Raw genomic sequence first — 21280 nt, forward strand, 5'->3', positions numbered from 1 at the left:
ACCCCGCTCACCGGTGCCGACGAGGCGCCGCCGATCTCCCGCGGCCTGATCCGCCGGACAGCCCCTAGTCCGCGCCCATTCTGCCCTGCCCGGCGTCCCCGGACCCGGCCGACCTCACCGGCAGCGGGTACGGCGGGGGAGTGCCGCCGAACTCCGGGCAGTGCGCCTGGTGGTCGCACCAGCCGCACAGCTTCGTCGGACGCGGCCGCCACTCCCCGGTCTCCGTCGCCTCCCGGATCGCCTCCCACAGCGCGAGCAGCTTGCGCTCCACCCGCTCCAGGTCGGCGAGGACCGGGTCGTAGGTCAGCACGTCGCCGCTGCCGAGATAGACCAGTTGCAGCCGCCTCGGCACCACGTTCTTCAGCCGCCACACCACCAGCGCGTAGAACTTCATCTGGAACAGCGCGCCCTCGGCGTACTCGGGCCGCGGTGCCTTGCCGGTCTTGTAGTCGACGATCCGCACCTCGCCGGTCGGCGCCACGTCGACCCGGTCGATGATCCCGCGCAGCCGCAGCCCCGACTCCAGCTCGGTCTCGACGAACAGCTCCCGCTCCACCGGCTCCAGCCGGACCGGATCCTCCAGCGTGAACCAGCGCTCGACCAGCCGCTCCGCCTCGCCCAGCCAGCGGGTCAGCCGCTCGCCCTCGGGATCGTCCGCGAACAGCTCGCCGACCTCGGGCCGGCTCTCCCGCAGCCGGTCCCACTGCCCCGGCACCAGCGACTTGGCCCGTGGCACGGTCCGCTCCGCCGCGGGCGCGTCGAAGAGCCGCTCCAGGACCGCGTGCACCAGCGTCCCGCGGGTCGCCGCCTCGCTCGGCTTCTCCGGCAGCCGGTCGATCACCCGGAACCGGTACAGCAGCGGACACTGCATGAAGTCGCCGGCCCGCGACGGCGACAGCGACGAGGGCGGACCGGCCGCGGCCGATCGCACCGCCGTGACCGGCCCTTGCTCCTGCGTGACGGCCGCGCCCTCGGCCGGCGGGGCGTCCTCGATGCTGCTCTCCATGACCACAGACCATACGGCCCGCCACTGACAGTCACCCAACGCGCGCGACCCCCCGGCCAACACAAGGGGTGCCGGGGCGGGACGTGCCACGACGGCCGCATACCATCGACCGGAGACGACGCATCTAACGAGGGGACATCGTGGACGTGAGCGGCGGGAGCGGGCAGCCCCGGTCGGACGACTCCGAACCGGCCGAGCAGCCCGCAGCTCCTACGGCCCCGACCAACGACGCGGGCCCGGACCGCGCCGACGCCCCGACACCGCCGCACCGGACCGGGACGCCGGCCGGGAAACCGGAGCCGGCACCGTCCGCCGAGCCGCCCGGCCCGGAGCGCGAGCACGAGCACGCGCACGGCGAGGCTCCCCGCCCGGAGAGCGGGACGACCCCGCAGGCGGCCCCCGCGTCCCCGGCCCCCGGCTCCGCCTCCACGGGCGGCCCCGGCCCCGAGCCCACCGGCATGGCCAAGGGAAAGCCCCCGCGGCGGCCCAGGGAACCCGGCGGCGGCCTGCTCATGGGACGCCCCTTCGGCGTCCCGGTGTACGTCGCCCCCAGCTGGTTCGTCGTCGCCGCCCTGATCACCTGGGTCTTCGGCGGCCAGCTCGACCGCGTGCTGCCCGAACTCGGCGCCGCCCGCTACCTCGTCTCCCTCTTCTTCGCCATCGCCTTCTACGCCTCCGTCCTGGTCCACGAACTGGCCCACACGGTCGCCGCGATCCGCTTCAAGCTCCCCGTCCGCCGCATCCAGCTGCAGTTCTTCGGCGGCGTCTCCGAGATCGAGAAGGAGGCCGAGACCCCCGGACGGGAGTTCGTGCTCGCCTTCGTCGGCCCCCTGCTCTCCCTCGTCCTCGCCGGCCTCTTCTACCTCGCCATGCAGCCCGTGGAACCCGGCACCGTCCCCGGCGTCCTGCTGGCCGGCCTGATGGTCTCCAACCTCATCGTGGCCGCCTTCAACCTGCTGCCCGGTCTGCCCCTGGACGGCGGCCGGATGCTGCGCGCCGTCGTCTGGAAGATCACCGGCAGGCCCATGAGCGGCACCGTCGCCGCCGCCTGGGTCGGCCGCGCCCTCGCCGTCTCCGTGCTCATCGGCCTGCCGCTGCTCAACTACTCGGGCGCCTTCGGCGGCGGCACCGAGAACGCCAACGGCATGGACGCTCTCACCGACGGGCTGCTCGCCGCCGTCCTCGCCGCGATCATCTGGACCGGCGCAGGCAACAGCCTGCGCATGGCACGGCTGCGCGAACACCTCCCCGAGCTGCGCGCCCGCACCCTCACCCGCCGCGCCGTCCCCGTCGAGACCGAGACCCCGCTCTCGGAGGCCCTGCGCCGCGCCAACGCCGCCGGGGCCCGCGCCCTGGTCGTCGTCGACGCCGACGGCACCCCGCTCTCCCTGGTCCGCGAGGCCGCCATCGTCGGCGTACCCGAGCACCGGCGTCCCTGGGTCGCCGTCAGCGGGCTCGCCCAGGACCTCACCGACGGCATGCGCGTCTCCGCCGAGCTGGCCGGGGAGGACCTCCTCGACGTGCTGCGCGCCACCCCCGCCACCGAGTACCTGGTGGTCGAGGAGACCGGCGAGATCTACGGCGTGCTGTCGGCCGCCGACGTGGAACGGGCCTTCGTCAGGGCCATGGCCAGGCCGTCCTAGCGCAGGGCCGGGTGGTCGGGCCGCTGCGCAAACCCCGGTAGGCTGTTCACATGTCCGAACCGACCGGTGCCGCCCGCAGGCGCGGGCCCTTCAAGGTCGGGGACCAGGTTCAGCTGACCGACCCCAAGGGCCGCCACTACACGTTCACGCTCGAAGCAGGGAAGAACTTCCACACCCACAAGGGCTCCTTCCCGCACGACGAACTGATCGGTGCTCCCGAGGGCAGCGTTGTCCGCACCACCGGCAACGTGGCCTACCTCGCGCTGCGCCCCCTGCTCCCCGACTACGTCCTGTCCATGCCCCGCGGGGCAGCCGTCGTCTACCCGAAGGACGCGGGGCAGATCCTGTCCTTCGCCGACATCTTCCCCGGCGCGCGCGTCGTCGAAGCCGGCGTCGGCTCCGGATCGCTCAGCAGCTTCCTGCTGCGCGCCATCGGCGACCAGGGCATGCTGCACAGCTACGAGCGCCGCGAGGACTTCGCCGAGATCGCCAAGCAGAACGTGGAGCGCTACTTCGGCGGCGAACACCCCGCCTGGCAGCTCACCGTCGGCGACCTCCAGGACAACCTCTCGGACACCGACGTCGACCGGGTCATCCTCGACATGCTCGCTCCGTGGGAGTGCCTGGAGGCCGTCTCCAAGGCGCTCGTGCCCGGCGGCATCCTGTGCTGCTACGTCGCCACCACCACCCAGCTCGCGCGGACCGTCGAGTCCATCCGCGAGATCGGCTGCTTCAACGAGCCGACCTCCTGGGAGACGATGATCCGCAACTGGCACGTGGAAGGCCTCGCCGTCCGCCCGGACCACCGGATGATCGGCCACACCGGCTTCCTGCTCACGGCCCGCCGCCTCGCGGACGGCGTCGAGCCGCCCATGCGCCGCCGCCGCCCCGCCAAGGGCGCCTACGGCGAGGACTACGAGGGCCCCAACGCCGACGGTGGCGCCGGCCGCTGAGCCGTCGTCCCCAGCCGCCGCAACGCGAGAGCGCCGCTGCCGAATTCCCCGGACCCGTCCGGAACTCGACAGCGGCGCTCCCGCGTTGACGGACTCCCCGGCGGCCGCGGCCCACCCGCCGCCCGCCCGGCCCCGCCGTCAGAAGAACCGGCCGACCGGGCCGTCGAGGCGCCTCACGGCTCCAGGGCCTCCAGGAGCCCGGCCCGCGCACCTCCCGGGCGCACTCGCCGTCCCCTCGTCTCCCCGCGCCCGCGGACGCCCTCGCAGCCGGTCCCGCGAGGAGCGGCGCCCCACTCCCCGCGCCCACTCCCCGCGCCCGCTCGTCGCAGGCTCCCTCCCGGCGTCCGGGAGGTTCCCCGGGAGAGGCGGGAAACGCCCGTCCGCGGAAGGCGACCCCGCCGTTCCCCACCCCCTGTGACGTGTGGCACTATGCAGGCCATTCCCCACCGGCACAGGCCTCACAGGAGACACTCCTAGTGCAGCAATCCGTGGTCCCGGAGCTCGCTCACACCGACACCCGTCCCATGCACTGGCTCGCCACGGCCACTGCCCTGACCGGGGTCATCGCGCTGTCCTCGCTCTTCCAGCCGGGCTCGGCCAAAGCCGCCCAGCCCGCCGCCGGCGCCGAGCCGAAGCCCACCCCCGCGGCCACCGCGCCGCCCAGCACCACCGGCGTGGACTTCCCGCTCGACTGCGGGCCCGTGAAGGAGGTGGTCGTGAAGAAGGCCACCGGCGACCTCGACGGCGACGGCAGGCCGGAAACCGTGGCGGTCGTCCACTGCGACGCGGCCATGGGCACCCCGCCCGACGGCGTCTACGTCCTCACCCAGGCCGCCGGCGCCACCCGGCCCCGGGTCGTCGCCACCCTCGTCGACCCCAAGGAGCGGCGCACGGTGACCGACTTCGCCGTCGCCGACGGAACGGTCACCGCGACCCTGCTCGGCTATTCCACGGACGACGTGCCCAGTTGCTGCCCGGACGTGAAGGCCACCGCGTCCTGGCGGTGGAACGGCCATGCGTTCGTCGGCGACACCCCCGCGGCCACCAGCAGCGTCTGACCGCGGCACCCGTACGGGTCCGGGCCACGCGGGGTGGCCGGAACGTCACTCCGCGTCGGGACCGTACACCTCGACCCGGTCCGCGACCCGGCGCACGTGGATGCACTCGCCCGGACACTCCCTGGCCGAATCCACCACGTCCGTCAGCAGGGGCAGCGGCACCGGCACGGTCGCCCCCTGCGCCTGCAGCAGCTCCTCGTCCGCGCCCTTCACGTACGCCAGGCCGTCGATGTCCAGCTCGAACACCTCGGGGGCGTACTGGGCGCAGATCCCGTCACCGGTACACAGATCCTGGTCGATCCAGACCTCAAGCGCCTCCGCGCCGGCCAGGGCCTCCTGCTGCACGGTCATCTCTCCTGCCCTCGAAAGCGCCGGGCTGCCGGAACCGGCCGTCACCCGGTCCCGCCCCGGCGGGTGTTGAACTCCCCCCGACCCTACCTCCGCCCGCACCCCCTCCGGCCGGGCCCGCCGCCCCGCGGCCGACCCGCGCACGCGCCCGCGCCGGGCGCCCCCGCGGACCGTTTGCGACCGTTTCCGACCGTGCGCCCGGCGCACGCGGCCCCGCCCGAGGGCGGCCCTCGGCCACCGGATCGATCGACTTGAGCCAACCCGCGGCACGGGTCCGTGACCACCCCCGTCGCGCGCCCGGTTGCTCTGTGTAAGGGAGCCCCGGCCGGGGCACAACCCCTGAACCGGCATCGGAGCGGACAACTCCGGTCAGTCACGGAGGGTTTTGACCGCTCCCCGCCCGGAACACGCGGCTTCCACATCGCGTTGAGTGGGTATCCACCGGGCACGGGGGAGAAGCAACGGGTGACCGACGACACACCTTGACAGTCTTTGTGATCTAGGGGTTTCAATCGACACCCACCCAGGTAGGGTCTGGAAGCGTCCAGCTCCCCTTGGAGGAGGTGAGGACCGTGGCAGCCCACGACGACGACATGAACCGCGGCATCCGCCCGGGACGAGGGTCCGATGACCCGGCCGGGCAGATCGCTTATCTTGAGCAGGAGATCGCCGTCCTGCGACGCAAGCTCGCCGACTCTCCGCGACACACGAGGATTCTCGAAGAGCGGATCGTCGAGCTGCAGACGAACCTGGCCGGCGTGTCCGCCCAGAACGAACGACTGGCGAACACGCTCCGCGAGGCCCGCGACCAGATCGTGGCCCTCAAGGAGGAGGTCGACCGGCTCGCACAGCCGCCCGCCGGCTTCGGTGTCTTCCTGCAGGCCATCGAGGACGGCACCGCCGACATCTTCACCGGCGGCCGCAAACTGCGGGTGAACGTCAGCCCGAGCGTCGACCTGGACGACCTCAGGCGCGGCCAGGAAGTCATGCTCAACGAAGCGCTCAACGTGGTCGAGGCCATGGAGTACGAGCGCGTCGGCGACATCGTCACCCTCAAGGAGATCCTGGAGGACGGCGAGCGCGCCCTCGTGCTGGGCCACACCGACGAGGAGCGGGTGGTGCGGCTCGCCGAGCCGCTGCTGGACGTCACCATCCGCCCCGGCGACGCCCTGCTGCTCGAACCCCGCTCCGGCTACGTCTACGAGATCGTGCCGAAGAGCGAGGTCGAGGAGCTCGTCCTCGAAGAGGTCCCCGACATCGGCTACGAGCAGATCGGCGGTCTCGGCGGCCAGATCGAGGCCATCCGCGACGCGGTCGAGCTGCCGTACCTCTACCCGGACCTGTTCAAGGAGCACGAACTGCGCCCGCCCAAGGGCGTCCTGCTCTACGGGCCCCCCGGATGCGGAAAGACCCTCATCGCCAAGGCCGTCGCCAATTCGCTGGCCAAGAAGGTCGCCGAGGTCACCGGCCAGGCGGCAGGCAAGAGCTTCTTCCTCAACATCAAGGGCCCCGAGCTCCTGAACAAGTACGTCGGCGAGACCGAGCGGCAGATCCGCCTCGTCTTCCAGCGTGCCCGGGAGAAGGCCAGCGAGGGCACGCCCGTCATCGTCTTCTTCGACGAGATGGAGTCGCTCTTCCGCACCCGCGGCTCCGGCGTCAGCTCGGACGTGGAGAACACCATCGTCCCGCAGCTGCTCGCCGAGATCGACGGTGTCGAGGGCCTGCAGAACGTGGTCGTGATCGGCGCCTCGAACCGCGAGGACATGATCGACCCGGCCATCCTGCGCCCCGGCCGGCTCGACGTGAAGATCAAGATCGAGCGTCCGGACGCCGAGGCGGCCAAGGACATCTTCGGAAAGTACCTGACCGAGCGCCTCCCGCTGCACTCCGACGACCTCGGCGAGCACGGCGGCAGCAAGGGCACCACCGTCGCCAGCATGATCCAGACGGCGGTGGAACACATGTACGCCGAATCCGAGGAGAACCGCTTCCTGGAAGTCACCTACGCCAACGGCGACAAGGAAGTCCTCTACTTCAAGGACTTCAATTCCGGCGCGATGATCGAGAACATCGTCGGCCGCGCCAAGAAGATGGCGATCAAGGACTTCCTGGAGCACAAGCAGAAGGGTCTGCGCGTCTCCCACCTCCTCCAGGCCTGCGTGGACGAGTTCAAGGAGAACGAGGACCTGCCCAACACCACCAACCCGGACGACTGGGCCCGCATCTCCGGAAAGAAGGGTGAACGGATCGTCTACATCCGCACCCTCATCACCGGAAAGCAGGGCGCGGACACCGGACGCTCCATCGACACGGTGGCGAACACCGGGCAGTACCTGTAAAACGCAGGGCGGCTGCGGGTGCCCCCACCGGGTACCCGCAGCCGACTGTTTTTCCGGCCGGGTCCGGAACCGAGGCGAGCAAGGCAATGACGCAAATGATCTCCCCACCAGTGCAAAGGCGTTCTAGGCTCTTTCCTACCGCCGAGTCGCGCAGTGCGGGGACGGGCACCGCACACGCACCGGAGCGCCAGCGGTACGCGAGCGGAGCCCACGACCGAGGGCTCCGCCGGGCAAGGAGGGCCGCATGACCGTACGGCGAGTAATGGGCATCGAGACGGAGTACGGCATCTCCGTCCCCGGCCATCCCAATGCCAATGCCATGCTCACCTCGTCCCAGATCGTCAACGCGTACGCGGCGGCGATGCACCGGGCGCGGCGGGCCCGCTGGGACTTCGAGGAGGAGAACCCGCTGCGGGACGCCCGAGGGTTCGACCTCGCCCGCGAGGCCGCGGACTCCAGCCAGCTCACCGACGAGGACATCGGCCTCGCCAACGTCATCCTCACCAACGGCGCCCGTCTCTACGTCGACCACGCCCACCCCGAGTACAGCGCCCCCGAGGTCACCAACCCGCGCGACGCCGTGCTGTGGGACAAGGCCGGCGAACGCATCATGGCCGAGGCCGCCGAGCGGGCCGCCCAGCTCCCCGGCGCCCAGCCCATCCACCTCTACAAGAACAACACCGACAACAAGGGCGCCTCCTACGGCACGCACGAGAACTACCTGATGAAGCGGGAGACCCCGTTCTCGGACATCGTGCGCCACCTCACGCCCTTCTTCGTCTCCCGCCAGGTCGTCACGGGCGCGGGCCGCGTCGGCATCGGCCAGGACGGCCACGAACACGGTTTCCAGCTCAGCCAGCGCGCCGACTACTTCGAGGTCGAGGTCGGCCTGGAGACGACCCTCAAGCGGCCCATCATCAACACCCGCGACGAGCCGCACGCGGACGCCGAGAAGTACCGGCGGCTGCACGTGATCATCGGCGACGCGAACCTCTCGGAGATCTCGACCTACCTGAAGCTCGGGACCACGGCCCTGGTGCTGTCGATGATCGAGGACGGGTTCATCGCGGTCGACCTCGCCGTCGACCAGCCCGTACGGACCCTCCACCAGGTCTCCCACGACCCGGGCCTCAAGCGGCTGATCACGCTCCGCAGCGGGCGCACGCTCACCGCCGTACAGCTCCAGATGGAGTACTACGAGCTGTCCCGCAAATACGTCGAGGAGCGCTACGGCGCGGACGCCGACGACCAGACCCGGGACGTCCTCCAGCGCTGGGAGGACACGCTCAACCGGCTGGAGAACGACCCCATGAGTCTCGCCGGCGAGCTGGACTGGGTGGCCAAGAAGGAGCTCATGGAGGGCTACCGGCGCCGCGACGACCTGGACTGGGACGCCGCCAAGCTCCACCTCCTCGACCTCCAGTACGCCGACGTACGGGCCGAGAAGGGCCTCTACAACCGCCTCGCGGCCCGCGGACGCATGAAGCGGCTGCTCACCGACGCGGAGGTCGAGAAGGCCCGCACGAGCCCGCCGGAGGACACCCGCGCCTACTTCCGCGGCCGCTGCCTGGAGCAGTACGCGGACGACGTCGCCGCCGCGAGCTGGGACTCGGTCATCTTCGACCTGCCCGGCCGGGACAGCCTCCAGCGCGTCCCAACCCTGGAACCGCTACGCGGAACGCGAAATCACGTCAAGGAGCTGCTGGACCGCTGCCGCACCGCGGAAGACCTGGTCAGGGTCCTGTCCGGCAACTGACCGGGAATCCGGACCGCACCGGGCGACCGGGGTCAAAATCCCGCCGTCCGGGAATCATCGAGGTGGCCCCCGTACGTTGGAGAAACTGCGGGGCCGATGTCGGACCCGGCTTGTAGGGTCTGATCATCACCGATCGGCAGGAATGCCGACCTGGCGACCATGTCGGGCGAACGCGAACTGAGCGGGGTGAGGGTTATGGCAACCAAGGACACCGGCGGCGGTCAGCAGAAGGCGACGCGCTCCACCGAGGAGGCCGAGGAGCAGGCGGCGGAGTCGCAGGCATCCGAGGACCTCAAGGAGCGCCACGAGAAGCTGAGCGACGACGTGGACTCGGTCCTTGACGAGATCGACGACGTCCTGGAGGAGAACGCGGAGGACTTCGTGCGATCTTTCGTTCAAAAGGGCGGGCAGTAGCCTCCCTTTCCCTTCGAATCGAAGGTGGGCGAGGATCGCAACTGTCGGGGGCGTCGACCGTGACGAAGTGGTGCGCGTGGCCCGGGCGGACCGAGCCGCGCGCAGCCTTCGTATCAGGGGCCGCGGGAGTGCCGGCCCTCTTCCGCGAGATCCGACCGACTGCACCGCCCGCGGACGTGGATCACCGCCGCAAGGCGGGTAGGGTCCGAGGCGTACCGAGCTTCAACTGCAATTCGGCCATCGGCAAGTTGGGAGACGATCCCGACGCTGTTCGTCGGGCAGCCGCCAACCTGGAAGGAACTCCGTGGAAGCCAACACTCGTAGTACCGGGCGTCTGCCAGCTGCCTTCCTGACGCCCGGATCCTCTTCGTTCATGGATTTTCTCGGTGTCCACCAGCCGGAGTTGCTGCCCGGCAAGCGGCAGTTGCCGCCCACGCAGGGCGTGATCGAGGCGCCGCACGGGACCACGATCGTGGCGGTGACCTTCCCCGGCGGCGTGGTGCTCGCCGGCGACCGCCGCGCCACCATGGGCAACGTGATCGCCCAGCGCGACATCGAGAAGGTCTTCCCCGCGGACGAGTACTCGGCGGTGGGCATCGCCGGCACCGCCGGCCTCGCCGTGGAGATGGTCAAGCTCTTCCAGCTGGAGCTGGAGCACTTCGAGAAGGTCGAGGGCGCTCAGCTGTCGCTGGAGGGCAAGGCGAACCGGCTGTCGACGATGATCCGTTCCAACCTCGGCATGGCCATGCAGGGCCTGGCGGTCGTCCCGCTGTTCGCCGGGTACGACGTGGACCGCGGCAAGGGGCGCATCTTCTCCTACGACGTCACGGGCGGCCGTTCCGAGGAGCACCACTTCTCCGCGACGGGCTCGGGCTCGGTCTTCGCCCGCGGGGCGATGAAGAAGCTGTTCCGCGACAACCTGACCGAGGAGCAGGCGACCACCCTCGTGGTGCAGGCCCTGTACGACGCGGCAGACGACGACTCGGCGACCGGTGGTCCCGATGTCGCCCGCCGGATCTACCCGATCATCACCGTGATCACCGAGGACGGGTTCCGCCGGCTCACCGACGACGAGTCCTCCGAGCTCGCCCGTGCGGTGCTGGCGCGCCGCCTGGAGGAGCCGGACGGCCCGCGCGCGGCGCTGCTCTGAGGCGCCCGGCGCTTGTTGTGAAGGTGATCCCAGTGACTTCGACGGAACCCTAAGGAAGGGGACGGATACCGGTGTCGACGCCGTTCTATGTCTCACCTCAGCAGGCCATGGCGGACCGTGCGGAGTACGCCCGCAAGGGCATCGCGCGCGGTCGGAGCCTGGTGGTGCTCCAGTACGCCGACGGCATCGTGTTCGTCGGTGAGAACCCCTCCCGCGCGCTGCACAAGTTCAGCGAGATCTACGACCGCATCGGCTTCGCGGCGGCCGGCAAGTACAACGAGTACGAGAACCTGCGGATCGGCGGTGTGCGCTACGCGGACCTGCGCGGCTACACCTACGACCGGGACGACGTGACGGCCCGCGGTCTGGCCAACGTGTACGCGCAGACCCTGGGCACGATCTTCTCCAGCGCGGCCGAGAAGCCCTACGAGGTGGAGCTGGTGGTCGCCGAGGTCGGGGAGACCCCCGAGGGCGACCAGATCTACCGACTGCCGCACGACGGGTCGATCGTGGACGAGCACGGTTCGGTGGCGGTCGGCGGCAACGCGGAGCAGATCAGCAGCTACCTGGACCGCGAGCACCGGGAGGGCATGACCCTCGCGGAGGCGCTGAGGCTGGCGGTGACCGCCCTGTCCCGGGAGTCGAACGGCACGCAGCGCGAGATCCCGGCGGAGCGCCTGGAGGTCGCGGTGCTGGACCGTACGCGTCCCCAGCAGCGCAAGTTCAAGCGGATCGGCGGCCCGCAGCTCGACCGGCTCCTGGAGTCGGAGGGTGCGGCCACGGCCGCGGCCGCCGACGAGGCCGAGGAGTCCGGCGGAGACGTCGAGTAACCCCTCGCCCCCTGTTCAGCGCGCCCCGCCCGGCAGTTCGTCCGGGCGGGGCGCGGGCGTGTCCGCGGCCGGGACCCCGGCGGGCGGCGGAGGGGCCGTGGAGCCGCGAACGACCAGTTCCACGGGGATGTCCCCGGCGTCCGGTGTGCGGCCCTCCAGGACGGCCAGGAGGGCGTGCATGCCGCGCTCGCCGAACAGCTCCGCGTCCAGCCGCACGGTCGTCAGCTCGGGATCGATGGCGGTGGCGAGCGCCAGGTCGTCGAGGCCGGTGACGGAGACGTCGTCGGGAACGCGCAGGCCCAGGCGCCGCAGGGCCTTGTAGGCGCCGGCGGCGAGCTTGTCGTCGTCGCACACGAGGGCGGTGGGGCGGGGGCCCGGCGCGGCCAGGGCGGCCTCGGTGGCGGCCAGGGCGCCGTCGATGGAGATCGGGGCGCGGACGGTGCGGACGAGGGCGCCGGGCACCCGGGCGGTGCTCGCGGCCAGTTCGCGGGCGCGCACCTCGAAGGTCCAGGAGGCGACGTCGGCGGCCAGGTGGAGGAAGCGGCGGTGGCCGAGGCCCAGCAGGTGTGCGGCGGCCTGGCGGACGCCGTCGGCGATGTCCAGGTTGACGGTGGCCGCCCCGAGGCTGCCGTCCGGGTCGCTGTCGAGCATCACCAGCGGGAGCTGGTCGCCGCGGATGACGCTGAGGGCGTCGGCGGCCATGGAGGAGGCGATGACGCCGTCGAGGGCCGCCGGGGCGGAGGCGAAGGGGTCGCGGGCGGGGCCGATCCCCTCGGGGGAGGGGTAGAGCACCACGCCGAAGCCGTGCTCGGCGGCCACCCGGGCGGCGCCGGTGTACACGCCGGCGAAGAACTCGGTGGTGAGCGCGGGGACGACCAGCAGGACGGTGCGGGTGTGTCCGAGGCGGAGGTTGCGGGCCGCGAGGTTGGGGCGGTAGCCGAGGTCGCGCGCGGCTTCCCTGACGCGTTCCGCGGTGGCCTCGGAGACCCGGCCGCGCCACTTGTCGCCGAGGACGAGGGACACGGCCGCCTGGGAGACGCCGGCGGCCTGGGCGACGTCGCGGCTCGTCGGGCGCGTACTGCTGCGTGCCACCGGGCGCGGGCTCCTTCGTCTGGACGTGTGAACTGCGCACATGGTACGTATGGAAGCGCACGTTATACGTAACACTTGGAGGCGGGCCATGGCCGCGGGGTACCTGGAGATCCTCAGGGCGAGACACGCGGTCCGCCTGCTGACGGGCACCCTGGTGGGCCGGCTGCCGAACGCCACCGCCGCGCTGGCCATCGTGCTGTTCGTGCGCGCCGAGGGCGGTACGTACAGCCTGGCGGGCGGACTGGCGGCCGCGTACGGCGTGGCCAACGCGGTGGGCCAGCCGGTGCTGGGCCGGTGGGTGGACGTGCACGGACAGCCGCGCGTCCAGCTGCCCGCGGCGATCGCGTCGGCGCTGGCCATGGCGGGCTTCGCCTTCTGCGGCACCGATCCGCTGCCGCTCGCCTACGCGTGCGTGGCCGCGGCGGGACTGTGCACGCCGCCGCTGGAGGGCGGCCTGCGCGCGCTGTGGCCGAGCGTGCTCGGCAAGGAGGAGCAGGTCCACACGGCCTACGCCATGGACGCGGTGGCCCAGGAAGTGATGTTCACGGTCGGGCCGTTGCTGGTGACGCTGTGCGTGTCGCTGTGGTCGGCGCAGGCGGCGCTGCTGGTGGTGAACGCGGTGGGCGTGCTCGGGGCGCTCTCCGTGGTCGTCTCCGCGCCCTCGCGGGCCTGGCGTTCGGCGCCGCGCGAGGCGCACTGGCTGGGCGCGCTGCGCTCGCCGGGGCTGCTGGCGCTCCTCGGCGCGTTCCTGTTCGTCGGCATCGCGCTCGGGTCCATCACGGTGGCGTCGGTGCCGTACGCGGACGACCACGGCGGCGACGGGGTGTACGGCTGGATGATGGCGGGGCTCGGGCTCGGCGCGCTGCTCGGCGGGACGGTGTACGGGTCCCGGCAGTGGCGGGGCGAGCCGGCGGTGCGACTGCGGGGGCTGGTGGCGCTTCTGGCGGTGTGTTACCTGCCGCTGATGCTGATGCCCTCGGCCGTGGCCATGGTGTTGCTCACCGTGGTGGCCGGGGTGTTCCTGGCGCCGGCGATCGCCTGCGCGTTCGTCCTGGTGGACCGGCACGCGCCGCGCGGGACGGTCACCGAGGCTTTCTCCTGGCTTGTGACGACGTTCACGGTGGGATCGTCGGTGGGAACGGGCCTGGCGGGCCCGGTCGTCGAGGCGGGCGGGGCGCTGTGGGGCTTCGCGGTGCCGGCGGTCGCGGGAGGCGTCTCCCTGCTGGTCCTGGCGGCCACGGGACGGGTCCTCGCAGCTCCCGGTGGGGGCACGGTGGTTGCGGCTTCATCGGAAAATGATCCAAATCGTGCTGTCGAACCCCGTTTCAGCTCAGGGGATCGGGCGTAATGTTCAGTCATGGACCGCCGCATTTTCGGGCTGGAGAACGAGTACGGCGTCACGTGCACGTTCAGGGGACAGCGCCGCCTGTCGCCTGACGAGGTGGCGCGGTACCTCTTCCGCCGTGTCGTGTCATGGGGCCGTAGCAGCAATGTCTTTCTTCGTAACGGCGCCCGGCTCTATCTCGACGTGGGATCACATCCGGAATACGCGACACCCGAATGTGACAACGTGACCGAACTGGTCACCCACGACAAGGCCGGCGAGCGCATTCTCGAAGGACTGTTGGTGGACGCCGAACGACGCCTGCACGAGGAAGGAATCGCGGGCGACGTCTACCTCTTCAAGAACAACACGGACTCGGCGGGCAACTCCTACGGTTGCCACGAGAACTATCTGGTGGCGCGGCACGGGGAGTTCTCCCGCCTCGCGGACATCCTCATCCCGTTCCTGGTGACCCGGCAGCTGCTGTGCGGCGCCGGCAAGGTGCTGCAGACCCCGCGCGGTGCGGTGTACTGCGTCAGCCAGCGGGCGGAGCACATCTGGGAGGGCGTCTCCTCCGCGACGACCCGCTCCCGGCCGATCATCAACACCCGGGACGAGCCGCACGCGGACGCCGAGCGCTACCGCCGGCTGCACGTCATCGTGGGCGACTCGAACATGTCCGAGACGACCATGCTGCTCAAGGTCGGCGCCACCGACCTGGTGCTGCGCATGATCGAGGCGGGCACCGTGATGCGGGACCTGACCCTGGAGAACCCGATCCGGGCCATCCGCGAGGTCAGCCACGACATCACCGGCCGGCGCAAGGTGCGCCTGGCCAGCGGCCGCGAGGCCTCCGCTCTGGAGGTGCAGCGGGAGTACTACGAGAAGGCCGTGGACTTCGTCGAGCGCCGCGGCATCCGCACCGGGACGGTCGACCAGGTCCTGGAGCTGTGGGGCCGCACCCTGGACGCGATCGAGGCCGAGGACCTGGACCGGATCGGCACCGAGATCGACTGGGTGATGAAGTACAAGCTCATTGAGCGGTACCGGGCCAAGCACAACATGACCATGTCCCATCCGCGAGTGGCGCAGATAGACCTCGCCTATCACGACATCCACCGTCGGCGGGGCCTGTATTACCTGCTGGAGCGAAAGGGCCAAGCCGCCCGGATCTGCAACGACTTGAAGATCTTCGAAGCCAAGTCGGTACCGCCGCAGACGACTCGGGCGCGGCTGCGCGGCGACTTCATCCGGCGGGCACAGGAACAGCGCCGGGACTTCACGGTCGACTGGGTGCATCTGAAGCTCAATGACCAGGCTCAGCGGACGGTGTTGTGCAAGGACCCGTTCCGTTCGGTCGACGACCGGGTGGAGAAGCTCATCGCCGGTATGTGAGCGAACGCCACACGGGCGCCGTACGTTTTCCGTACGGCGCCCGTGTCACGTCGTAGAGTTGCGCGCACGCATCCGCAAGATCGACCGATGATGAGGCTGTTTTCCGTGCGCCGACGCTCTCTCCTCCTTGCCGCCGTACCCGCAGGACTGGTCACGCTCGCCGCGTGCGGCGACGACAAGTCCGCTTCCAGCAAGGCCAGCGCGGCGCCGTCGGCCTCCGCCTCCTCGGTGCCGCCGCCGAAGATCGTGGACGGGCCGCTGCCGGCGATCACGGCCGGTACGAAGTTCGGCGAGAAGCCCACGGTGGCCAAGGGGTCCGGCGACCCGTCGAAGGACCTGGCGGTCAGGACGGTGATCGCGGGCAGCGGCAGGACGGTCGCGGAGAACGACTTCATCCAGGCCAACTACCTCGGGCAGATCTGGTCCACGGCCAAGGTCTTCGACCAGTCCTACGACCGGACGCCGCTGCTCATGCAGCTCGCCCAGGGCAGCATCATCGACGGCTGGCGGTACGCCCTCGCCGGCAAGAAGGCCGGCAGCCGGGTCCTGATGGCCGTCCCGCCGACCTGGGGCTACGGCACGGCGGGCAACGCGCAGGCCGGCATCAAGGGCACCGACACGCTGGTGTTCGTGGTGGACGTGATCAACTCGTTCAACTCCAAGAGCTCCAGCACCGGCAAGCCCGTCCCGCAGAGCGACGCCGCGCTGCCCAAGGTCGGCACCAACACCGACGGGAAGGCCCCGTCGATCGACATCCCCAAGGCCGATCCGCCCAAGACGCTGGTGTCGAACTACGTCCTGGAGGGCGACGGCCCGGCGGTGACCTCCTCGCAGACGGTCCTGTGCCAGTTCAAGGGCGAGGTCTGGGACAGCGGCAAGGCCTTCGAGCAGACGTACGGGAGCGGACGGCTGGCCCAGTTCGCGATCGAACAGATGCAGGAGGTCGTCAAGGGTCTGGCGCAGGGCATCACCGGGAAGAAGATCGGCAGCCGGCTGCTGATCGTCGTACCGCCGGACCTCGCCTACGGCGACAACCCGCCGAGCGGTGGTGTGGTGAAGAAGGGGTCGACGCTGGTCTTCACGGTCGATCTCCTGGCGGCGATGTAGTCGCGTCGGCGTCACCCCGGGCGGGGATGAAAGACTGTCCGGGTTCCGTGTCGTACACAAGCAGGAGCGTTAGACGTGAGCATCGACAAGCCCGAGATCGACTTCCCCGAGGGTGCGCCTCCGGCCGACCTGGAGATCAAGGATCTCTGGGAGGGCGACGGCGAGGTGGCCGAGGCCGGCCAGACCGTCACCGTGCACTACGTGGGTGTCGCCTTCAGCACGGGCGAGGAGTTCGACGCCAGCTGGAACCGCGGCGCGCCGTTCCGCTTCCCGCTGGGCGGCGGCCGGGTCATCGCGGGCTGGGACCGGGGCGTGCAGGGCATGAAGGTCGGGGGCCGGCGTCAGCTGACCATCCCCGCGCACCTCGCCTACGGCGACCAGAGCCCGACCCCCGCGATCAAGCCCGGCGAGACGCTGATCTTCGTCGTGGACCTGCTGGCGGTCTGATCCCCGCCCCAGGCCGGCGCCGCCGCGGCGCCGACCGTCCCGGTCGGAAACCGGCCGGACGAGGGCCCGTGCCGTGTGCGCGGGCCCTTGCTGTTTGTCGTGTCCTGTCCGTTTCGGCCCTCATTGTTGGCACTGGCTTTTGCCGTGCCACTCCGGGGCGGTACGGTCATCGGTCAGAAGCACCATAGGGAAGGCGAAGGGCGTCGATGGCCATTGCCAAGGCCGAGCGGCTGATGAACCTGGCGCTGTGCCTGCTGGGGACCAGGCGGCCGCTCAGCAAGCGTGAGCTGCGGGACTCCATCGAGGCCTACGTCGAGGCGTCCGGGCCGGGGAAGGGCGCGGGGGGCAGCGACGACTCCTTCAACCGGATGTTCGAGCGGGACAAGGACGACCTGCGCGAGCTGGGCCTGGTGATCGAGACCGTCGAGAACCTCGACGGCGAGGTCGGCTACCTCGCCCGCCGCGACAGCAACCGGCTGCCTCCCGTCACGCTGGACGCCGAGGAGGCCGCCGCGCTGGGACTGGCCGCCAAGGTCTGGCAGCAGGCCCGCCTCGCCGGCGCGGCCAGCGGTGCCCTGCAGAAGCTGCGCGCGGCCGGGCTGCCCGAGGACGTCGACCCGTACGAGGCGCACGGCGCCCTGGAGCCGCGCATCCCGGTGCACGAGGCCGCCTTCGAGCCGTTGATGCTGGCCTGCCGTGACCGCCGTCCGGTCCTCTTCGACTACCGCAAGGCCAACGCGGCCCGCCCCGAATCCCGGCACGTGGAGCCGTGGGCCCTGGAGTGCTGGCGCGGCCACTGGTACCTGGCGGGCTGGGACCGGGACCGGGGCGCCGAGCGGGTGTTCCGGCTGTCCCGGATCACCGGCCGGGTCCGGTCCCGCGGCACACGGCTCACCGCGCCCGTCCCGGACGTGGTCACGGTCCGCGAGACCGTCGCGAGCTGGGCCGGCGAGATCGCCGACCGCTCGGCGCTGATCCGGCTGCGCTCCGACGCCGGCTACCCGCTGCGGGCGAAGGCCACGGCGGTGCGGGAACTCGGAGACGGCTGGGACGAGTTGGAGATTCCGTACGGGCACGGTCTGGACGCCTGGCTGGTGGAGTTCGGGCCTGACGTGGTGGTCCTGGAACCGGCCGAGCTGCGTGCGGACGTGGTGGACCGGCTGCGTGCCGTGGCCAAGGGCTGAGGGGGAGCGGAGCAAGACAGTGGCAGGCAAACCGGTCAGGCCCGTGAACGCCATCGACCAGACCCGGCGGATGCTCTCCCTGGTGACCTATCTGCGCGAGCGCCCCGGCGCCCGGATCGCGGACGTGGCCCGTGCCTTCGGCATCACCGAGGACGAGCTGGTCTCCGACCTCGACGTGCTGCCCATGTGCGGCACCAGCTTCCGGGGCGGCGACCTGCTGGACATCGACACCGACGGCGAGCGCATCTGGTGGCACAACGCCGCGGCGCTCGGCGAGGAGGCCGCCGAGCCCCTGCGGCTCGCCGCCGACGAGGCGACCGCGCTGCTGGTGGCGGCCCGCGCGGTGGCCACCCTGCCCGGACTGCGCGAGAGCGACCGGCAGGCGCTGCTGCGGGCCACCGCCAAGGTGGAGACCGCGGCCGGCGAGGCCGGTGACGCCAGCGCCCGGCTGTCGGTGACCTTCGAGTCCGAGGGCGGGGTCTTCGCCGACGTGGACCGGGCGATCTCCGAGCGCCGCCGGCTGTGGATCCGCTACTACTCGCCGGCCCGCGACGAGGTCACCGAGCGCGAGATCGACCCGATCCGCCTGGTCAGCGTCGGCCACACCTATGTGGAGGCCTGGTGCCGCCGCTCCGAGGCGCGGCGCACCTTCCGGCTCGACCGGGTCGCCGAGATCAAGATCCTCGACGAGCCGTCGGCGCCGCCCGAGATCGAGCTGCGCGACCTGTCCGAGGCCCTGGTGCAGCCGGCCGCCGAGGACCCCGAGGTGGTCGTCGAGGTCGGTCCCGGCGGACGCTGGGTCGCCGAGTACTACCCGCACGACAGCGCGGATGAGCTTCCCGACGGCGGCCTGCGTATCACCCTGCGCACCCCCGATCCGGCCTCCCTGCGCCGGCTGGCGCTCAGGCTCGGCGGTGACGGCCGGATCGTGTCACCGCCGGAGCTGGCCGACAGCGCCCGCGAGGCGGCCCGCGCGGCCCTGGCGGCGTACGACGACTGAGGTGCACCGGCGGCGGACGATCATGAAGAAGGGGCGAGGGGTTTGAACGAGACTTCGGGTTCCGGTGTCGCGGGTACGAAGGACGTCACGGTCGCGGCCGCGTTCGCCGGGATGAGAAGAGTGGACCCCGTCGTGTTCCGGGCCGGCTGCCCGGACTGCCGGGGCAGTTTCGAGCTCGCCGCCAGCGCCCTGCGCCTGGCCATCGGAGCCACCAGCAGGACGACGTTCTACTCCTTCACCTGCCCCGACTGCGACACGCTGGTCCGCAAGCCGGCGGGCGAGCGGATCGTCGAGCTGCTCACCGGCGGCGGGGTCAGGACCCTGCGGTTGCACCCCACCGTCTAGGCTCGGCCGCATGTTCTGGCCGATGTTCGCGGTAGCAGTGGGTTTCGTGGGTCTCGCCGTGCTCGGCGTGCTCGCCGTCCGGGTCTTCCTGGAGGCGCGGCGCCTCGGCGTACAGGTCACGGACTCCGCGCGGCGGATCAGCCGCGCCGCCGAGGACCTGGAACGGGCCGCCGCCGGTGCCGCCCGCAGCGCCGACACCCTCTGAGACCCGCGGTGGAACAGGTGTGAGGAGTGCGCCACAAGCGGTTTGTGTCACTTCGCCCTGTCACGTCGGCCACCACGGCAGGTACGCTGGCGCTCGCGGGACGGATAACGAGGCCCGTACCGCGGACCGGGCGTACGCACGGGGATTGCCTGACGTTTACCCCAGAGCGTTACGATCGCTGTCAGCGCGATTACTCGGACACATGTCTGACTGATCGGACAGCACCCCACCCAGCCGCCTCGGTGAGAAGGTAAAGACTTATGTTCGGAAGGCTCGGCGCTCCCGAGATCATTCTCATCCTTGTCGTCGTCATCCTGCTGTTCGGCGCGAAGAAGCTTCCGGACATGGCCCGCTCGCTCGGCAAGTCCGCGCGCATCCTCAAGAGCGAGGCCAAGGCGATGAAGGAAGACGGCAACTCCTCCTCCGCCCAGGCGCCTGCCACCGGCGAGCAGGCCCAGCGCACCATCCAGGCGGCCCCCGGCGACGTGACCAGCTCCCGTCCGGTCAACGAGCCGTCGGACACCACCCAGCGCTGACGCAAGGCCGGTGACTCCCGGCCTGCCGCACGAGATGAGGACGTGGGTTGCCCAAGTCTGCCCGCAAAGAGGAGAGGGATCCCGAGGGGCGGATGCCTCTCGGAGATCACCTTCGTGAGCTCCGCAACCGGCTCGCGAAGGCCATGCTGGCCATCGTCGTCGTGACGGTCGTCGCCGCCTTCTTCTACAACGACATCATCAACTTCCTCACCCGGCCGGTCCTCGACTCGGTCGGCTGTGAGCAGGCCTTCGGGGAGCTGGCCAGGTCCAAGTCGGACTCGCACCCCTGCGCGCAGATCACGATCAACGGTCTGCTCGCGCCCTTCACGCTGGCTCTCCAGGTCTCGCTGATGGCGGGTGTGGTGTTCGCCTCGCCGGTCTGGCTGTACCAGCTGTGGGCCTTCGTCGCGCCCGGTCTGCACCGGCACGAGAAGAAGTACGCCTACGGGTTCGTCGCCACCGGCGTCCCGCTCTTCTTCGGCGGCGCGTTCTTCGCCTACAAGGTCCTGCCGACCACCGCGAAGGTGCTCCTCCAGTTCACCCCGCACAGCGTGAGCAACCTGCTGCCGCTGGACGACCTGCTCCAGCTGGTCACCCGCATGGTGATCGTCTTCGGCCTCTCCTTCGAGCTGCCGCTGCTGCTGGTCATGCTCAACCTCACCGGCATCGTCACCGGCGCGCGCATGCTCGGCTGGTGGCGGGCGATGATCCTCGGGATCACCGTCTTCGCGGCCGTCGCCACCCCGAGCACCGACCCGCTCTCGATGCTGGCGCTCGCGGGGCCGATCTGGGTGCTGTACTTCGGCGCGGTCCTCTTCTCGCTGCTCAACGACCGTCGCAGGCGCCGCCGCGAGGCCGAGGGCCCCGACGACGACGAGGCCTCGGACCTGGACCTCACGCCCGACGACATCGGCGAGGTCGAGACCGTCTCCGCCGCCCGCACGCGGCCCGAGGCCCCGGAGCGGGTCAACGGATACGACGACGTGACCTGACCGGTCCGATCCGGCCTTCGAGAGGTGGGCGCGCCCGGCCGCGCGGGGGCCCCCGCCCCCCCCCCCCCCCCCCGGCCCCAGAAATAATCTAGCGTTTGCCGGTGGGGCCCGGACGCGAGACAACCCACAGAACAATCACCCCACAACACCCCCGCC

The 21280-nt window shown here is 70.9% G+C and carries 22 protein-coding genes; 19 read left to right on the plus strand and 3 right to left on the minus strand.

Annotated elements, in window-relative coordinates; translation table 11 throughout:
• Nucleotides 1-64 precede the first annotated feature (64 nt).
• Nucleotides 65-1006 (minus strand): RecB family exonuclease, encoded by a 942-nt coding sequence (locus tag ACIRQ9_RS27490; protein WP_404178859.1) that lies wholly within the window; start codon nucleotides 1004-1006, stop codon nucleotides 65-67.
• A 140-nt stretch (nucleotides 1007-1146) separates the two neighbouring features.
• Here ACIRQ9_RS27490 and ACIRQ9_RS27495 point away from each other — a divergent pair, with 140 nt between their 5' ends.
• From ACIRQ9_RS27495 to ACIRQ9_RS27505, 3 genes are all read left to right on the plus strand, one after another.
• Nucleotides 1147-2649: a site-2 protease family protein gene (locus ACIRQ9_RS27495; protein WP_404178862.1), complete on the plus strand. Its 1503-nt coding sequence runs from the start codon at nucleotides 1147-1149 to the stop codon at nucleotides 2647-2649.
• A 50-nt stretch (nucleotides 2650-2699) separates the two neighbouring features.
• Complete coding sequence (locus tag ACIRQ9_RS27500) at nucleotides 2700-3602, plus strand: tRNA (adenine-N1)-methyltransferase (RefSeq protein ID WP_404178865.1); 903 nt, start codon at nucleotides 2700-2702, stop codon at nucleotides 3600-3602.
• 476 nt (nucleotides 3603-4078) lie between these two features.
• Nucleotides 4079-4660 carry a hypothetical protein gene (locus tag ACIRQ9_RS27505; protein ID WP_404178868.1) on the plus strand — a complete coding sequence of 194 codons (582 nt, stop codon included), beginning with the start codon at nucleotides 4079-4081 and terminating at the stop codon, nucleotides 4658-4660.
• A 45-nt stretch (nucleotides 4661-4705) separates the two neighbouring features.
• Here the strand turns inward: ACIRQ9_RS27505 and ACIRQ9_RS27510 are convergent, their stop codons facing one another.
• On the minus strand, nucleotides 4706-5011 hold the full coding sequence (locus ACIRQ9_RS27510) for a ferredoxin (protein ID WP_404178871.1): 306 nt from the start codon (nucleotides 5009-5011) through the stop codon (nucleotides 4706-4708).
• A 569-nt stretch (nucleotides 5012-5580) separates the two neighbouring features.
• Here ACIRQ9_RS27510 and arc point away from each other — a divergent pair.
• The 6 genes from arc to prcA all read left to right on the plus strand — a co-directional run bounded on the left by arc (nucleotide 5581) and on the right by prcA (nucleotide 11497).
• A complete protein-coding gene (arc, locus tag ACIRQ9_RS27515) occupies nucleotides 5581-7347 on the plus strand; it encodes a proteasome ATPase (RefSeq protein WP_404178874.1) in 1767 nt (588 codons plus the stop codon).
• 244 nt (nucleotides 7348-7591) lie between these two features.
• The gene (gene dop / locus ACIRQ9_RS27520; RefSeq protein ID WP_404178877.1) at nucleotides 7592-9103 is read left to right on the plus strand and encodes a depupylase/deamidase Dop; all 1512 of its coding nucleotides are present in this window, start codon (nucleotides 7592-7594) and stop codon (nucleotides 9101-9103) included.
• A 195-nt stretch (nucleotides 9104-9298) separates the two neighbouring features.
• The gene (locus ACIRQ9_RS27525; protein ID WP_351320440.1) at nucleotides 9299-9517 is read left to right on the plus strand and encodes a ubiquitin-like protein Pup; all 219 of its coding nucleotides are present in this window, start codon (nucleotides 9299-9301) and stop codon (nucleotides 9515-9517) included.
• 128 nt (nucleotides 9518-9645) lie between these two features.
• Nucleotides 9646-9870, plus strand: coding sequence for an endonuclease domain-containing protein (locus tag ACIRQ9_RS27530; protein ID WP_404178881.1), 225 nt, complete (start codon nucleotides 9646-9648; stop codon nucleotides 9868-9870).
• Nucleotides 9822-10667, plus strand: a complete 846-nt coding sequence (prcB, locus tag ACIRQ9_RS27535) for a proteasome subunit beta (protein WP_404178884.1) — start codon at nucleotides 9822-9824, stop codon at nucleotides 10665-10667. Before ACIRQ9_RS27530 ends, prcB begins: the two co-directional genes overlap by 49 nt.
• A 71-nt stretch (nucleotides 10668-10738) precedes the next feature.
• The gene (prcA, locus tag ACIRQ9_RS27540; protein ID WP_404178887.1) at nucleotides 10739-11497 is read left to right on the plus strand and encodes a proteasome subunit alpha; all 759 of its coding nucleotides are present in this window, start codon (nucleotides 10739-10741) and stop codon (nucleotides 11495-11497) included.
• A gap of 15 nt (nucleotides 11498-11512) precedes the next feature.
• On the opposite strand, the gene ACIRQ9_RS27545 is transcribed toward prcA, so the two are convergent.
• The gene (locus tag ACIRQ9_RS27545; protein WP_404178890.1) at nucleotides 11513-12589 is read right to left on the minus strand and encodes a LacI family DNA-binding transcriptional regulator; all 1077 of its coding nucleotides are present in this window, start codon (nucleotides 12587-12589) and stop codon (nucleotides 11513-11515) included.
• A gap of 88 nt (nucleotides 12590-12677) precedes the next feature.
• Between ACIRQ9_RS27545 and ACIRQ9_RS27550 the strand changes: the two genes are divergently transcribed.
• The 10 genes from ACIRQ9_RS27550 to tatC all read left to right on the plus strand — a co-directional run bounded on the left by ACIRQ9_RS27550 (nucleotide 12678) and on the right by tatC (nucleotide 21124).
• Entirely contained in the window at nucleotides 12678-13937 is a 1260-nt protein-coding gene (locus tag ACIRQ9_RS27550) for an MFS transporter (RefSeq protein ID WP_404178893.1), read from the plus strand.
• Between the two features lie 9 nt (nucleotides 13938-13946).
• A complete protein-coding gene (gene pafA / locus ACIRQ9_RS27555) occupies nucleotides 13947-15308 on the plus strand; it encodes a Pup--protein ligase (RefSeq protein ID WP_404178896.1) in 1362 nt (453 codons plus the stop codon).
• Nucleotides 15309-15413: 105 nt separating this feature from the next.
• Nucleotides 15414-16415, plus strand: coding sequence for an FKBP-type peptidyl-prolyl cis-trans isomerase (locus tag ACIRQ9_RS27560; protein WP_404178899.1), 1002 nt, complete (start codon nucleotides 15414-15416; stop codon nucleotides 16413-16415).
• A gap of 75 nt (nucleotides 16416-16490) precedes the next feature.
• Nucleotides 16491-16862, plus strand: coding sequence for an FKBP-type peptidyl-prolyl cis-trans isomerase (locus ACIRQ9_RS27565; protein WP_351320428.1), 372 nt, complete (start codon nucleotides 16491-16493; stop codon nucleotides 16860-16862).
• Between the two features lie 206 nt (nucleotides 16863-17068).
• Nucleotides 17069-18046 carry a helix-turn-helix transcriptional regulator gene (locus ACIRQ9_RS27570; protein ID WP_404178902.1) on the plus strand — a complete coding sequence of 326 codons (978 nt, stop codon included), beginning with the start codon at nucleotides 17069-17071 and terminating at the stop codon, nucleotides 18044-18046.
• 19 nt (nucleotides 18047-18065) lie between these two features.
• The gene (locus ACIRQ9_RS27575) at nucleotides 18066-19046 is read left to right on the plus strand and encodes a helix-turn-helix transcriptional regulator (RefSeq protein ID WP_404178905.1); all 981 of its coding nucleotides are present in this window, start codon (nucleotides 18066-18068) and stop codon (nucleotides 19044-19046) included.
• A gap of 111 nt (nucleotides 19047-19157) precedes the next feature.
• Complete coding sequence (locus tag ACIRQ9_RS27580) at nucleotides 19158-19391, plus strand: hypothetical protein (RefSeq protein ID WP_404178948.1); 234 nt, start codon at nucleotides 19158-19160, stop codon at nucleotides 19389-19391.
• A 10-nt stretch (nucleotides 19392-19401) separates the two neighbouring features.
• On the plus strand, nucleotides 19402-19596 hold the full coding sequence (locus ACIRQ9_RS27585; protein WP_404178908.1) for a hypothetical protein: 195 nt from the start codon (nucleotides 19402-19404) through the stop codon (nucleotides 19594-19596).
• Between the two features lie 260 nt (nucleotides 19597-19856).
• Nucleotides 19857-20132 carry a Sec-independent protein translocase subunit TatA gene (gene tatA, locus ACIRQ9_RS27590; RefSeq protein WP_404178911.1) on the plus strand — a complete coding sequence of 92 codons (276 nt, stop codon included), beginning with the start codon at nucleotides 19857-19859 and terminating at the stop codon, nucleotides 20130-20132.
• Nucleotides 20133-20179: 47 nt separating this feature from the next.
• Entirely contained in the window at nucleotides 20180-21124 is a 945-nt protein-coding gene (gene tatC / locus ACIRQ9_RS27595) for a twin-arginine translocase subunit TatC (RefSeq protein WP_404178914.1), read from the plus strand.
• Nucleotides 21125-21280 lie beyond the last annotated feature (156 nt).

The sequence above is a fragment of the Streptomyces sp. NPDC101237 genome, from assembly GCF_044767465.1.
Taxonomy (GTDB): domain Bacteria; phylum Actinomycetota; class Actinomycetes; order Streptomycetales; family Streptomycetaceae; genus Streptomyces; species Streptomyces gramineus.

Bases quoted from the DNA above. Each gene is read 5' to 3' on its own strand.
- ACIRQ9_RS27490 (WP_404178859.1), bottom strand. From the start codon at position 1,006: ATGGAGAGCAGCATCGAGGACGCCCCGCCGGCCGAGGGCGCGGCCGTC.
- ACIRQ9_RS27500 (WP_404178865.1), top strand. From the start codon at position 2,700: ATGTCCGAACCGACCGGTGCCGCCCGCAGGCGCGGGCCCTTCAAGGTC.
- ACIRQ9_RS27510 (WP_404178871.1), bottom strand. From the start codon at position 5,011: ATGACCGTGCAGCAGGAGGCCCTGGCCGGCGCGGAGGCGCTTGAGGTC.
- dop (WP_404178877.1), top strand. From the start codon at position 7,592: ATGACCGTACGGCGAGTAATGGGCATCGAGACGGAGTACGGCATCTCC.
- ACIRQ9_RS27525 (WP_351320440.1), top strand. From the start codon at position 9,299: ATGGCAACCAAGGACACCGGCGGCGGTCAGCAGAAGGCGACGCGCTCC.
- ACIRQ9_RS27550 (WP_404178893.1), top strand. From the start codon at position 12,678: ATGGCCGCGGGGTACCTGGAGATCCTCAGGGCGAGACACGCGGTCCGC.
- pafA (WP_404178896.1), top strand. From the start codon at position 13,947: ATGGACCGCCGCATTTTCGGGCTGGAGAACGAGTACGGCGTCACGTGC.
- ACIRQ9_RS27570 (WP_404178902.1), top strand. From the start codon at position 17,069: ATGGCCATTGCCAAGGCCGAGCGGCTGATGAACCTGGCGCTGTGCCTG.
- ACIRQ9_RS27580 (WP_404178948.1), top strand. From the start codon at position 19,158: ATGAGAAGAGTGGACCCCGTCGTGTTCCGGGCCGGCTGCCCGGACTGC.
- ACIRQ9_RS27585 (WP_404178908.1), top strand. From the start codon at position 19,402: ATGTTCTGGCCGATGTTCGCGGTAGCAGTGGGTTTCGTGGGTCTCGCC.
- tatA (WP_404178911.1), top strand. From the start codon at position 19,857: ATGTTCGGAAGGCTCGGCGCTCCCGAGATCATTCTCATCCTTGTCGTC.